Annotated in this window: 12 protein-coding genes; 7 read left to right on the plus strand and 5 right to left on the minus strand. The window is 44.8% G+C overall.

The genetic code is table 11. The annotated features are described in order from the left end of the window. Positions 1-46: 46 nt before the first annotated feature. The 3 genes from M1K58_RS08780 (at position 47) to M1K58_RS08790 (ending at position 3,585) form a co-directional block, all read left to right on the plus strand. Complete coding sequence (locus M1K58_RS08780; protein ID WP_256758392.1) at positions 47-1,609, plus strand: extracellular solute-binding protein; 1,563 nt, start codon at positions 47-49, stop codon at positions 1,607-1,609. Positions 1,610-1,789: 180 nt separating this feature from the next. Next, a complete protein-coding gene (locus M1K58_RS08785; RefSeq protein ID WP_256758393.1) occupies positions 1,790-2,692 on the plus strand; it encodes an aldo/keto reductase in 903 nt (300 codons plus the stop codon). Positions 2,693-2,841: 149 nt separating this feature from the next. Continuing rightward, positions 2,842-3,585 (plus strand): hypothetical protein, encoded by a 744-nt coding sequence (locus tag M1K58_RS08790; RefSeq protein ID WP_256758394.1) that lies wholly within the window; start codon positions 2,842-2,844, stop codon positions 3,583-3,585. A 338-nt stretch (positions 3,586-3,923) separates the two neighbouring features. Here M1K58_RS08790 and vanT read toward each other — a convergent pair whose 3' ends face one another. From vanT to vanG, 3 genes are read right to left on the minus strand one after another with little or no spacing between them, the layout of a single operon-like run. After that, positions 3,924-5,222 carry a serine racemase VanT catalytic subunit gene (vanT, locus tag M1K58_RS08795; protein ID WP_256758395.1) on the minus strand — a complete coding sequence of 433 codons (1,299 nt, stop codon included), beginning with the start codon at positions 5,220-5,222 and terminating at the stop codon, positions 3,924-3,926. Next, positions 5,219-6,022 carry a D-alanyl-D-alanine carboxypeptidase family protein gene (locus tag M1K58_RS08800; RefSeq protein WP_256758397.1) on the minus strand — a complete coding sequence of 268 codons (804 nt, stop codon included), beginning with the start codon at positions 6,020-6,022 and terminating at the stop codon, positions 5,219-5,221. Before M1K58_RS08800 ends, vanT begins: the two co-directional genes overlap by 4 nt. Beyond that, positions 6,019-7,080: a D-alanine--D-serine ligase VanG gene (gene vanG, locus M1K58_RS08805; RefSeq protein WP_256758398.1), complete on the minus strand. Its 1,062-nt coding sequence runs from the start codon at positions 7,078-7,080 to the stop codon at positions 6,019-6,021. Before vanG ends, M1K58_RS08800 begins: the two co-directional genes overlap by 4 nt. A 301-nt stretch (positions 7,081-7,381) precedes the next feature. On the opposite strand from vanG, the gene pdxR reads away from it, so the two are divergent. Both pdxR and M1K58_RS08815 read left to right on the plus strand, forming a co-directional pair. Beyond that, positions 7,382-8,815, plus strand: coding sequence for a MocR-like pyridoxine biosynthesis transcription factor PdxR (pdxR, locus tag M1K58_RS08810; RefSeq protein ID WP_256758399.1), 1,434 nt, complete (start codon positions 7,382-7,384; stop codon positions 8,813-8,815). A 34-nt stretch (positions 8,816-8,849) separates the two neighbouring features. Further along, entirely contained in the window at positions 8,850-10,037 is a 1,188-nt protein-coding gene (locus tag M1K58_RS08815; protein ID WP_256758401.1) for an MFS transporter, read from the plus strand. A 138-nt stretch (positions 10,038-10,175) separates the two neighbouring features. Here the strand turns inward: M1K58_RS08815 and udk are convergent, their stop codons facing one another. Next, entirely contained in the window at positions 10,176-10,790 is a 615-nt protein-coding gene (gene udk, locus M1K58_RS08820; RefSeq protein WP_256758402.1) for a uridine kinase, read from the minus strand. Positions 10,791-10,912: 122 nt separating this feature from the next. Next, positions 10,913-11,551, minus strand: coding sequence for a hypothetical protein (locus tag M1K58_RS08825; protein ID WP_256758403.1), 639 nt, complete (start codon positions 11,549-11,551; stop codon positions 10,913-10,915). 155 nt (positions 11,552-11,706) lie between these two features. Here M1K58_RS08825 and M1K58_RS08830 point away from each other — a divergent pair, with 155 nt between their 5' ends. Together M1K58_RS08830 and M1K58_RS08835 are read left to right on the plus strand one after the other, a co-directional pair. After that, entirely contained in the window at positions 11,707-12,456 is a 750-nt protein-coding gene (locus M1K58_RS08830) for a response regulator transcription factor (protein WP_256758405.1), read from the plus strand. Next, positions 12,434-13,819, plus strand: coding sequence for a sensor histidine kinase (locus tag M1K58_RS08835; protein WP_256758406.1), 1,386 nt, complete (start codon positions 12,434-12,436; stop codon positions 13,817-13,819). The genes M1K58_RS08830 and M1K58_RS08835 overlap by 23 nt, the downstream gene beginning before the upstream one ends. The last annotated feature ends 14 nt before the right edge of the window (positions 13,820-13,833 follow it).

Raw genomic sequence — 13,833 nt, forward strand, 5'->3', positions numbered from 1 at the left:
GCTTTCCGGACAACATATACTAATGAAGAGAAAAGGGAGCGAAAGTATGAAGACTAGCAAAAGAATGTCATTCCGCATTGTGTTAGCTTTGGTATTGATAATGTCGTTATTGGCAGGCTGCAGTAGTTCGAAAAACAATAACAAAAATCAAGGTAGCCCATCTACGGCCTCTGCACCGAACTCATCTTCGCCTGCAGACACTGCGGCGGAATCATCTGAGCCGGCTAAAGAAGTGACGCTAAAAATCTTGTTTCCTGGAGATCCGCCGAAGGATTTAGATGCCGTCAACGATGCCATTGCTAAGAAGCTGAAGGCAGACGGATTAAATTTCAAGTTGGACTATACTTGGGCGCCATGGGATACGTATTGGAATAAACAAAGCTTAGTCGTCGCGGGTGGAGAGGGATTCGATTTGACCTGGTCTCATATATCCAATCTGCCGCAAAGCGTAGCGAAGACCGTGCTGATGCCTATCGATGAATTTCTAGAAAGCGATGGACAGCAACTGAAGGAAAGCACACCTGATTATATGTGGAAGGGCGTTCAAATCGGAGGCAAAACTTATGCCATCCCACGTGTCGTTCCAACTGCGCAAAGCAATGATACGTATCAGATCCGTGGAGATTTGCGCAAGAAATATCAATTGCCCGAGATCAAAACAATTGCGGATTTTGAGAAGTTTCTAGATGCCGTCAAAGCGGATGATCCAACAATGTTACCCGTTTACGGCATAGACGGGCTTGTTCGGGAATATGCGTCGAGCTATTATACGAATGGAGATTTCTTTGCTAGCTCCTTCTATATCGACGTGAATGAACAACCGTTAAAGGTCAAAAATCTACTAGCTTCCGATGCATTCGAGCAAGTCATGAACAAAGCAAGAGAATGGTACAAGAAAGGCTACTTGGCCAAAGACCCTAGCTCAATTAATGGCGAGTTTGTAAAAGGGACAGTCGCAGCAGCGGGTTCAAACGTGCTCCGTCCAACTGAAACTATCGATGCATTGAAATCTAATGTTCCCGAAGCGGAAATGGAATACGTGCAGTTCAATTCGGATAAGCCGAAATATATTTTTAGTTCGACTGATAACTTATTAGCTGTATTATCTACGAGTAAGCATCCGAAAGAGGCGATTCAATTCGTCAACTGGATGCGGAGCAGTCAAGAGAACTATGATCTGTTCTCGCTTGGTGTACAGGATATCAACTATAAAGCAGATGGTAACAGCGCTTCTTATGAAGGAATTGCCCCTGAGAAGCAATATTTACCGATTAGTTGGGCGTGGACGGATATGCGCTTTGCCAAGTTCAGCAAAAACATTACGCCGGATCAGCTTGATGTGATCAAAAAGTGGGATGAAAATGCAGTGAAAACCCCTTTGATCGGCTTCAGCATTGACTCAGAGCCAGTAAAGAATGAATTGGCTAAAGTAGATGCGATCCGAAAAGAATATGTGCTTTCCGCTGCTGTAGGTCCGGTGTCGAGTGGGATGGTTGACTTCTCTTCGGTCAAGGAAAAAATGTTGAAGCGTGTAGAAGAAGCTGGTATCGACAAGATCCTTGCGGAATATCAGAAGCAGCTAGATGCATACTTGGCTGCTCAGCAGTAGGGATGCCAATAAATCAGTATGAATAGACAGCAAGCGCTGACTGCAAAGTCAGCGCTTGTTGCTGTGTATATAGACTGAAACGACCAAAAGGACTGTAGACAGTAGTGGTGAAATAAGGGTAACGTAGGAGGACGATGAAATGAATCTATACGAATTTATTCGGAGGTGTTAATGTTCTCGATGAAAAAAAACCGACTAGGCTCTTCTGAGCTTATGGTCAGTGAAATCGGCCTCGGCTGTATGTCATTGGGTACGGATGAACGGAAGGCAGTAGCTCTCGTCCATGAAGCGTTAGACCGAGGCGTAAATTTGCTGGACACTGCCGATTTATATGACAGCGGTCTTAACGAGGAGTTTGTTGGCAAGGCAATCCAAGGGCGCCGCGATCACATCGTGCTAGCCACGAAAGCAGGCAATCGGCGCATTCCTGGGCAAGAGGGTTGGGTTTGGGATGCATCGAAAGAACATATCAAGTCGGCGGTTAAGGCTAGCTTGATTAGACTGAATACGGATTATATCGACTTGTACCAGCTCCATGGGGGAATGATTGAGGATCCCATTGATGAAACGATAGAAGCATTTGAGGAATTGAAGCAAGAAGGTTTAATTAGGCAGTATGGGATTTCCTCTATAAGACCGAATGTGATTCGAGAATATGTTACCCGTTCTTCTATTATCAGTGTAATGAATCCCTATAGTATCGTGGATCGACGCGCGGAAGAGGAAGTGCTACCGCTGCTTCAAGACCATGGAATAAGCATGGTTGCGAGAGGTCCCTTGGCTAGTGGGATACTTGCTGGGGATAGGAAGCTAACTAAAGGGTATTTGAATTACGACTTAGAGGATCTTCGGCATCTTAGGGAGCAATTGCAACGACTAGTGACGAGTGAGCGAAGCTTATCGCAGCTGGCTATTCGTTATTCTCTCAGCAACCCAACCGTAGCCGCCGTTATACCGGGAGCGAGCTCTCGGGAACAGCTCATCCAGAACATAGATGCGGCGAACATCCCGATGCTGGTGGAGGAAGAAATACAGAAGATTCGCCGTCTGAGCAAGCCTAATCAATATGAGCTACACCGCTAGAGCTTTTACAAATGTGGAAGAATGGTTGAAAAGAGTCCGTCCTCGTGCTATATTTTTTCTATAATATTTAACACGGAAGCACCGTGCATGCAGAATTGTTCTTTTCTGCGTGCGCGGTGCTTTTTCGTGCAACCAAAGGAGGCAATATTATGTACGCTCAGGTAAAGTCACCTGGAAAGAAAGTGACAGAGAAATGGTTGGATCAAGCCTTTGCCCCGCTGAAGGATTATTTGGAAAGGGAATATCCTGAGGAGAAGGATCAGATTATGGGATATCTGATGTTCATGGGGAACGAGGACAATAAGTTTCATTATAAAAACAGCATAACGAGAAGCTACATCATATTTGATCAGGAGGGGGCAATCGTGCAGACCTGTGATTCGGCCTTACAGTATCAATTCGAAGAGATGTTTGGTCCTCGAGGGGAGTATGTGTCTTTAGAGTCTCGACGTCTACATCCGAATGTGACCCGTTGGATTGAGCAATCATTAGGTAAGCACGCTGCCAAATTTGGATTAGAAGTAGGCGTGTTTCTTCAGGAATTATGGGGACCCATTGTTAATTTTGATTTCAGTGATCTAAAGATTGGTTTTCCACTTTACAGAACTCGTGTGCCTTACTGCCTCTATATATACCCTTCGGAGTTTCATTCCTTAATTGTCTTTCATTTCGTCGGGGATGAAATTGTTGAACGAAGATGTAACTCCAGCCAGTATTCGGATTATCTCCAAAGGGAACGTGAGTTGATGTTAGAGGATTGGCGAAACGTCGTCATTATTCGCGAAATGCTTGAACGGATCGATGGGCTAAGAAGAGATCTGCCTATGCTGCTTCAGAACGCTAGTTTACGCGATCCCGCGTATGAGTTGAACCCTGCGCTGTTCTCGAAATAGGCTAAGTCAGAGGCAGAAGATTAAGTCGCTGCTCCTAATTTCATTATGGCAGAATCATTTTTCCGGTCAGGAATACTCCCTGTAGAATTAACCCAAACCCATCAATACTGCTAAGGTCCCCTATTGTAAGGAAAACGAAGGCAGTTTTTTGGCCTTGGTGAACCAAATGTAACTGTGGCGGCTAAATAAAGGCAGTTTTTTGGCCTTGGTGAACCAAACGCAACTGTTGCGGCTAAATGAAGGCTTGGTTTGTTTACAGATTTCGCACCTCCTCAGTCCATTAACTGAGGAGTATTACCTTCAGTGCTGAATCAAATCTGCCATGTTCTTGCAGCCTTTTAGGAAATATAAACACGTTCAACTCGACTTCCGATGCGACTCACGATTTCATTGGTTACTGTTCCACATCGTTTGGCGATCTGGCCCGCTGTGATGATTTCCATTCCATCCTGTCCAATTATCGTTACTACATCTCCTTGGTTAACCCCATCTATAGAAGTGACATCTACGATAAATTGATCCATACAAATGCTTCCCTTGATACTCGCTCGTTGACCGTGGATAAGTACGTACCCACCCTGATCAGCTAAAGTATTCGGAACGCCATCAGCATAACCGATGGACACTGTTGCAATCCGAACATCCTGATCTGGAATAAACTTATGTCCATATCCGATCGGACAACGAGCGTGTATGTCTTTGACTTGTGTGACCGTAGCCTTGAGTGAAAGGACAGGTCGCAGTGTGACTTGTGCTGCCGTTTGATCATAATCATTGCTGAGCAAGCCATATAGCGCAATACCAGGGCGCACTAAATCGTGTTCAAGAGTCGGATAATTCAATATTCCGTAGCTGCTCTGGATGTGGACGACACCGGGATTATATCCTGCTGACTTAATGTGATGAATCACGCTGTTGAAATTGTCCACTTGCCTATTCGTAAATGCGATATCCTCATGAACAAGTCGGTCGGATACGGACAAGTGACTGAATGTGCCCGTCACTTGCAAATACTTGTACTCATAACAGGAAAGGATTTCGGTGGTGTTCTGATAAGGCTCACCAATACGATTCATGCCGGTATCAATCTTCACATGTACCTTCAGCTTACGTTGGCATTCCTCAAGTACTCGTCCATATTGTGCGCTGACAATCGTCTGAGTTAGCTTATAGCGAGATAAGTCATATACACGGTCAGGTGAAGTATAGCTTAAGATTAGAAGTTCGCCTTTGACCCCCTGCTTACGTAACTGAATCCCTTCATCGATCTCGGCGACCGCAAAATGGTTAACAGCTATCCGATTAAGAAACTGCGCTACCTTTACGCTTCCGTGACCATAAGCATTTGCTTTGACTACCGCCATTATGACAGAGGGAGAGGGAAGCACCCGCTTTAACTCCAACAAATTATGCTGCAAGTGATTCAGGTTAACTTCTGCCCAAGCCCGATGAGAAGTAGGAGCTTTGTAAGTGGTTCTGTTCCTGAATAGGTTTATTCGAATCACACGCTTAGCTAATAGAACGGAAAGTAGAGTAACGACTATATAGAGTAAGAGACTATTCGAAATGAGGGGTGTGACAAGTAAGGCGGCCATCAGCTTAAACAAATCAATAGGATAACTATTGTGCTGATTCACTGGGACCCCTGCTCTTGTTCATGGAACATCGTAATAATAAATCCATCGCTATTATTGCCAGACCACTCATACTTGGAATCACTCTTAATCGGTAACCAGGTCTCGATATCCTCAGCACGAATATAGTAAATCTCAATGTATTGATTGTTCATCTTTGTGTGCAGGTGGGAGCCCCCAAAAGGAAATTGTTTCAAAAACATAATATATTCTTCTAAACACAGCTCATGCTGTTCCATCAAAATAGAGTGCGGAACTCCAACATAGCGGTAATGCCATGGCTCACATGCGATGTTCGTTATGTGCTCCTTACCTTCTTGATATCTTTGGATAAAGCCGTATTCAGCAGCGAGCTGCTTGAATGAGGCATATATACCATGGTCGGGGAAGGAGGGACAAAGGTAATCTACATCCTCAAGCAATTGTCCAACATCAACGGCTAGTCCGGTTTGGTGTTCACTTTCACCCGGCCGGGCGACATAGCTTGCGGTAAACTCGGCTCCATGATCTAGGAGGGAAGTGTCATAAATATGCTTCTGCTGCTCCTGAGAGCGATAACCACTCACCACTCCAATATTTTCGAGGGCATGGCAAGCTTCAAGTAAAGAAGCCAACTGCTGTAAGCAGGTCTGATTCAAGCGCAACTCTTGTTCTTCTGTACCTGCCTGTTGAATTGTCGTAAGGGGTACAAGGCGACAATCCTGAAGGGACGTCACTACCGGATTTGTTTGATTAACCAACACTAATTGCCCGCTGTGGATCATATCGGGATGAAGCCTGATTACAGGGTTTGTATGTTTCATCCGTGTGTCTCCCGCGCAACGGCTAGCTCGATAAGCTTGTCCATTAACTGGGGATACGAAATATCGCTATGACCCATCATGTTCGGATATCGGCTTGAAGCCGTGAATCCTGGCATCGTATTAACTTCATTAAATACGATTCGCCCATCCTCCGTCAGGAACATATCCACCCGCGCAAGACCTGTACAACCGAGCGTTTTGTAGATCAGCAGAGCTGACTCCTTCACCTTAATTGCTATGTCAGCATTAATTCGCGCAGGAAGGTGGATCTTCGAAGATCGTAACGAGTATTTTTCTTCAAAGTCAAAAAACGCACCCGTTAGTTCAATCTCATCAATCTCAGCGATGAGCGGGTCTGATTGCCCTAATACCGCACAGCCGACTTCAAATCCATGTACGTTTTGCTCAATAATGACCTTGCGGTCATGTAAGAATGCATCGCGAATGCCATTCTTTAACTCTAATTTGTTATGTGCTTTCGTAATGCCGAAGGAAGAGCCTGATTTGGCTGGTTTAATGTATAAGGGGAAGCCTAACTTCTCAGTATCTCTGATAGCTAGATCAAGGTCATCCCCCACAAATACCGTAACAGAAGGGGCTGTTTCAATGCCCGCAAGTCGAACTAACTGACTAGCTATCCCCTTATCCATACTGATTGCGGAGGATAAAGTATCACAACCGACGAAGGGGATTCCGGAAAGCTCTAGCAAGCCTTGAACGGTTCCATCCTCTCCGTTCTTACCATGAAGAACAGGAAAGACAACGTCCACGGCCGTAGTACGATATTCTGTGCCAATGAGTTCAATTACTCCAGCTGTACTCCTGCTAGGAGAGATAAAGGCTGGAATGCAGCTAGAATGTGTATGCCAGCTGTCATTGCGTATATCTTCCGTTTTCCCATTGTATCTCAGCCATGATCCTTCTCTGGTAATGCCAATTAGAATAACATCATATTTACTACGATCTACATGGTCGATTACGGAAGCGGCCGATTGTAAAGATACCTTATATTCAGTGGAGCAACCGCCGAATAGTACAGCTACATTAATTATTGTCATCGTTAAATCCCCCTGTTCCCTGTTGAGAGTATAGAATGAATTGTAAGGAACAGAGTTAAAGCAATTGACAAGAAAAGGTTAAGAATTCTTAAAAATCTATGAATAATCATAAACGAAAACAATTGGTGAAATACCGGCTCCAAGTTTGTCACTCATAATTACTTGCGCATGCATTGAAACATTTCTTTTCTACTATCAAAATCCTATTGCTGAAATCTTCAATCAAACCTTATAATGAAACTGACCTTCTATAAGTGGTCGTTTTTATATATTTCAAAAAGACAGTAGTGCGAGGGACTCTATGTTTGATATATTGCTTGCGGATTCGGATGAAACAGATCAGCCCCTCTATATGCAGCTTTATACGCAAATTCGTAAACACATTCGAAGTGGTGTTAAGAACGGTACGCGGATGCCCTCCGTCCGATCACTTCAAATGCAATTGAATATAAGCAAAACCCCCATTGAAACGGCATATCAGATGTTATTGGCTGAGGGATATGTGAGGAGTAAGCCACGTTCTGGGATGTACACGGTAAATCCGCATGATACAATCCCCTCATTGCTCCATAACGGGAACGCAAACCCCATTCTCAAGGACCAGCAGCATGACGTCCAGAACTCCGAAGTGCAGGACTACCTCATCGATTTCAATCCTGCAGTCGTGGATGAAGAAACTTTTCCGAATCGGGCATGGAGAAAAATGATAGTTGAAGCACTAGAGGATAAGGGGAAGAGTATTTATCAATATGGTGATCCTCAAGGGGAGTATCCGCTCCGCAGTGTTCTGGCTGACTATTTAAGGAGCTCCAGAGGCGTTAATTGTACACCCGAACAACTGATTATCGGCTCGGGACTTTCTTACAGTATTGGTATCCTTACGAAGCTACTTACAGGCATTCAGTACGTGGCTATGGAGGAGCCGGGTTTTGCACCGGTTAGGGAACAACTCAGCCATCATGGATATGACCTTATTCCGATTTCCGTTCAAGAGAAAGGACTTTCGCTAGAGCAATTAGAGCAGAGTAAAGCACAAGCCGTATATGTGACACCTTCTCACCAATTCCCTACTGGAAGCATTATCCCTTATGCCGAACGAGAGTATTTGCTAGAATGGGCGAATACGAGAAATGCCTATATCATTGAAGATGATTACGATGGTGAATTTCGTTATTATGGTAAGCCAATTCCCTCTTTGCAAAGTCTCGACCATAAGGGAAGGGTTATTTACATTGGCACCTTCTCAAAAGCATTTACGCCTGCAATCCGCATGAATTATATGGTTGTTCCCATAGAAATGATGGACAAGTTGCTGAAATTGCAACATCTGTTATCGAGCCCCTCACGTGTGGAGCAATTAGCTATGCACTCTTTTATCGAGCAAGGGCACTGGTATCGTCATATTCGGAAGATGCGCAACACCTATCGGAAAAAGCATCATCGTTTAATACAATTGCTGCATACTCATTTTGCCGACGAGATTGTAATCACAGGACATAGCGCGGGGCTTCATATCCAATTAACGGTGAGAACAGAACGACAAACGTCTCAAGATTTACTGAAGCTAGCTGCGGCTAAAGGTGTGAGGGTGTATGACTTTCAACAAATGTGGATGGGGAAGAGTCCACCTGGTTATCCGGTCATTTACTTGGGCTTTAGCGGATTAAGTGAAGCCGAACTAGAGAGAGGCGTTTTATTGTTAAGAGAAGCATGGGCTTGCATGAAAGAGGAATAAAAAACCAATCGTATTGCTAGGAGAGTGCAACAGTTTGTCATCAAGTGTATTACCTTCAGAATCTCTTTCCTTTCGTTATCGTTTAATCACTTTACTTCTGGTCGTTGTGGTCGCGGGTATGAGCCAAGGGTTATTACTACCGCTGCTATCGATCATGCTTGAGGATGCCGGTGTCTCATCAGAAATGAATGGGATGAACTCGGCGGCTATGTATATCGGGATTTTCTGTACGATGTTTTTTGTAGAAAAGCCAGTTTTGCGTTTTGGGTATAAAAAAGTAATATTAACAGGCATCACGCTAGTTACGATGTGCAGTATAATGTTCCCATTCACCGAGTCGTTAGCGGTCTGGTTCGTCTTAAGGCTGCTTGTAGGTGTAGGTGACAGTGCACTCCACTTTACAACTCAGCTATGGATTGTCAGTTCAAGCCCTGCCAGTGGGCGAGGGAAATATATCTCTTATTATGGGATGGCATACGGACTTGGCTTCAGCTTGGGCCCCCTTGGAATTAATCTACTGCCTCTAGGCAGAATGGTGCCGTTCCTTGTGACAAGCTCGTTTTTTGTTTGTGTTATATTGCTCGTGCTTCGGATGAAAAATGAGGTACCCGAGCGGGCTAAGAAAAATGCTAAGAGCGAGAATCGGTTCGTGGCAACGTATCGTGTCGCGTGGTTTGTGCTCATACCAGGTATCTTATACGGTTTGATGGAAGCATCAATGAACAGTAGCTTTCCGTTGTACGGCTTGCGTATTGATCTGAGCCAGCATTGGATATCCCTTCTGTTATTGTCATTTGGCGTTGGCGGTCTGATCCTCCAATTACCGCTTGGGATACTGAGTGATAGGATCGGTCGCAAACCAATACTGATTGTCTGTGGATTAGTAGGTTCGCTAGCTTTCTTCGCGGTTCCCATAGCAGGAAATAATGTTACGATGCTGTTCGTGTTGTTCGCTATTGCAGGCGGAGTCGTCGGTTCTTTCTTTACGTTGGGTCTTGCTTATGCAGCGGATATTTTGCCTCGGGCGATATTGCCAGCGGCGAACGTCATCGCTTCCATCCATTTCAGCATAGGAAGTATGATGGGCCCAACTCTCGGTGGTTATGGTATGCGTTATGTATCTGATCACAGTATCTTTCTATTTTTGGGTGCTGCGTTTCTTATCTTTGCGCTGCTCGGTCTTGGATTTCGTCCGAAGAGCAAGGCGGAGGTTGGGGGTTAGGCTGGGTTTGAATACAATTGAATGGAATAGAAGAGGCTGCAGCCTCTGCTGGTTAAATACAAAGAAAACACAACCTCATGCGGTTGTGTTTTTTCGTGGTGTCGAGTTAGTCCGACTAACGCTAATGCAGACGTATAATTAGTTCGTTAAATACTTCTCGGTCAGAACGGACAGAAGCTGGATGCCGACCTCATTCTGGCCCCCTTCAGGGAGGATCAGATCGGCGTATTTCTTGGATGGCTCAATAAAAGCTTCGTGCATGGGTTTTACTGAATTCAAATATTGCTTATGAATCGACTGGATCGTCCGGCCGCGTTCCTCGATATCTCGGAGAACCCTGCGTAGCACGCGTACATCGGGATCCGTATCCACGAATACTTTGATGTCGAGTAATGAGCGTAGATTCTCGTCAGACAATACATGGAGCCCTTCGAGTATGACAATGTTATTCGCCTTAAGCTCTACTGTATCTACAGCGGAACGGGCATGAACGGTGAAATCATATACTGGAGCGCGAGCGGGCAGGCCCATTTTAAGACAATTAAGGTGCTGAATTAATAGATCGTTGTCAAAGACAAGAGGATGGTCGTAATTAAGCGCTTCTCGTTCTGGCATGCTGAGATGTGGTTGGTCCTTGTAGTAGTTATCCTGAGAAATGAACGTGACTTTGTCTTGTCCTAGACGGTCAATGACGGAGCGGGCAACCGTTGTTTTGCCTGATCCTGTGCCACCGGCGATTCCAATAATTAGCATGGTGAATGAAGAAGCCTCCCAGAGAGGATTGAAGTTGTAAAAATAACATTCTAGCATAGCTATCTTATGTAATACAAAAAAAAGCACCTTCTCGTAATCGAGATAGGTGCTATTATGCTGGATTATTTAGCTGCGGATTCCAAATGGGTGATTTGCTGTTTGTATTGCACATGTAGCTTTTCTAATGATTGCTTGATCACTGTAGCATCTTTGGATTGAACGGCTTCGGTTAACTCGATTTGCGCTTGGAAGAAGGCCATGTGAGTATCTGTATTATCATTTTCAATTTTTTCTACATTCATGGATTGTAGCTCGATCTTCTTCATCGGTGTAAATTCGGCTGCAAGGGATTCCACGGGCTTAGCAAGAGTCGTTATCGTTGCACTAAGCGGGGTATCCACTTTAGTGACAGCAGCATTTCCGAGTGAACCCGCTGCTGTCACTTCTGTTGTAGAGGAAAAGCTAGTAATAGGAGTTGCTCCGATTAGCTTATCATACTGTGCCATTGTTTTATTCCAGTCGGCTAAGGTGTCAGGTGCGTACTTCTTAACGATTTCTATAGGATTTGTAAGAGTCGCAATAGGTACGGCCTTAATCGATGTAACGGCTGGAGTTGAAGCCATCCTCTGTGCGGATTCAAGCTTGGTAAGCGTCTGAGTATGCTTATCGGCAGCGTTCGTAATGGCAGGGCCAGTAGCGACGACGGATGCAAATAATGCGGATGAAAGGGCAATCTTAGACAAGGTTATTGAGTTAATCATAGTTTCACACTCCTAATGGGTTTGTCTTACAAGATCTACTCTATAGAAGGGCTGTGGCAGAACATTGGTGTATTTGTGGAAAAACAATGGCACAGCCCAAATGCATTTGGAGCCTTGGTATACTTACAAAGGAAGGAAATAAGGAGGTTGTTGCATTGAGTAGCCATTATCGCATCGCCGTTGTGGACGATGACCAACATATACGTAATCTGGTTGAGGCTTATTTGAATAAGGAAAGCTATCAAACCATTGGCTTAGAAAGCGCAGAGGAAGCATTGCGTTTGTGGAAGCAAGATCCACCTGATCTGTGGGTACTGGATATTATGTTACCTGGAATGGATGGGTACGAATTGTGCAGGCAGATTAGGAATGAGGCTGAAGTGCCGATCATTATGATTTCGGCTAAAGATACAGAGGTAGATAAAATATTAGGCTTAGAGCTGGGGAGTGATGATTATTTGGTTAAGCCGTTTAGTCCCCGCGAGCTGGTTGCCCGCATTAAACGTCAGCTTCAGCGTTCATACAAACTGAACCACTCCGAAGATAAGGGGACGCTCCAGCAACCTCCTATACCATCAGTATCAAGGATGGAGAGTGGGAAGCTTCAATTAGTACTGGAGGAAAGACGTGTATTCTGGCACGGTGAAGAAGTGGACATGACCAGCAAGGAATTCGAAATGCTTAAAGTCTTCTTAGAGCAGCCGAATCGTGCCTTTACGAGAGAGGATCTGCTGACGTTAGTCTGGGGTGAAGATTATTTCGGAAGCGACCGTGCTGTCGATCATCTGATTAAACGCATACGCAAAAAAATCGAAGATTTGCCCATTGAGTCCGTATGGGGACATGGCTATCGGATGAGAACAGATCGGAGTGTGCAATCCTATGAAGCTAGTCCATCAAATTAATCTCGCGATCGGTGTCGCACTCGTGCTCGTCTTATCTATAACAGCGGTCTTGATTCACTATGTGCTTCTGGACCACTTCATGGGGACACAGAAGCAGGATATGAAGAAATTCGGAGCGGCTTTAACGGCTACAATGGTGCAGGAAGCTTCTATTCGTTCAGAAGTTGGAGTAACAAAACCTTCAACTCTTACGACGTTACCAGCTACGTCCATATCTCCTGTTGCTTCTGGTATTTCGGCCATTGTCACAGATGTTACAGGCAATCCGATAGTCTTGGAAGACCCGCTACCCATAGCTCCTCAACAAATAGGGCAGTTTACCAAAATGGAATCTTTTGAAGCAACGGGTATGCAGCATATATGGGATGGGAAGGACAATCGGTTTCTTGTAGAAGTAAGTACTGTTCCACAAGGTACTTTGACACTTCTTACGCCGATTAGCAAAATCAAAGAAATCGAACGGGCGTTACTGGATCGACTGCTTCTAGTGTTCTTAGTCGGAGGCATCCTTATGCTTGTCCTCAGCCAGTTCATAACGAGGAAGCTCATTAAGCCACTCATGAAATTGAAAGAAGAATTAAAGAAGGTGAAGGGGCGTCAATTTGCTCACGTTAATCTGGTCCATGCAGGAGGAGAGATTGGATCTGTCGCTGAGACGGTTTATGAAATGGCGGATGAATTGAATCGATTTAGTCGGACGCAGAAGCAATTTTTCCAGAATGCTTCACATGAACTGAAGTCGCCATTAATGTCCATCGTCGGCTATACGGAGGGGATCAGAGACGGTGTGTTTGAAGGAGAGGACGTTCGTAAAGGCTTGGACATTATTCTAAGTGAGAGCGGGCGATTAAAGAATATCGTAACGGAAATGACATTGTTGGCAAAATTGGATAGCGAGGAGGATATTTATAAGCCTTCTGAGGTTTGCTTGAAGGATTTGTTAACGGAGACGATTGAACGGATCAACCCTCTGCTAGTTAAAAAAGAAATCATGCTGCACCCTTCCTTCAATGAACAGGAAGAGGGACTTTTGACGATTCGTGCAGATAGAGACAAGCTACTACAAGCGCTGCTTAACGTTACTTCAAATGCCATTCGGCATGCGAATAAACATGTTTATGTTCATGCTACTGTAAACAAAGGTCGCGTAGAAATTTCAGTGTCCGATGACGGTAAGGGAATTCCAGACGAGCTGCTTCCTTATTTGTTTCATCGCTTTGTGAAAGGGAAGGATGGCGAAACGGGGCTAGGCTTGGCGATATCACGAGCGATCGTTGAAAGAAGCGGGGGGCTAATCTCGGCGGGGAATCGCAAAGAGGGTGGAGCGATATTCTCTCTTGGATTTCCGATGGTCGCTCAATAGTCCTACCCAGGAGG

The organism is Cohnella sp. WQ 127256 (assembly GCF_024519285.1).
In the GTDB taxonomy this organism is placed as follows: Bacteria; Bacillota; Bacilli; order Paenibacillales; family Paenibacillaceae; genus Cohnella.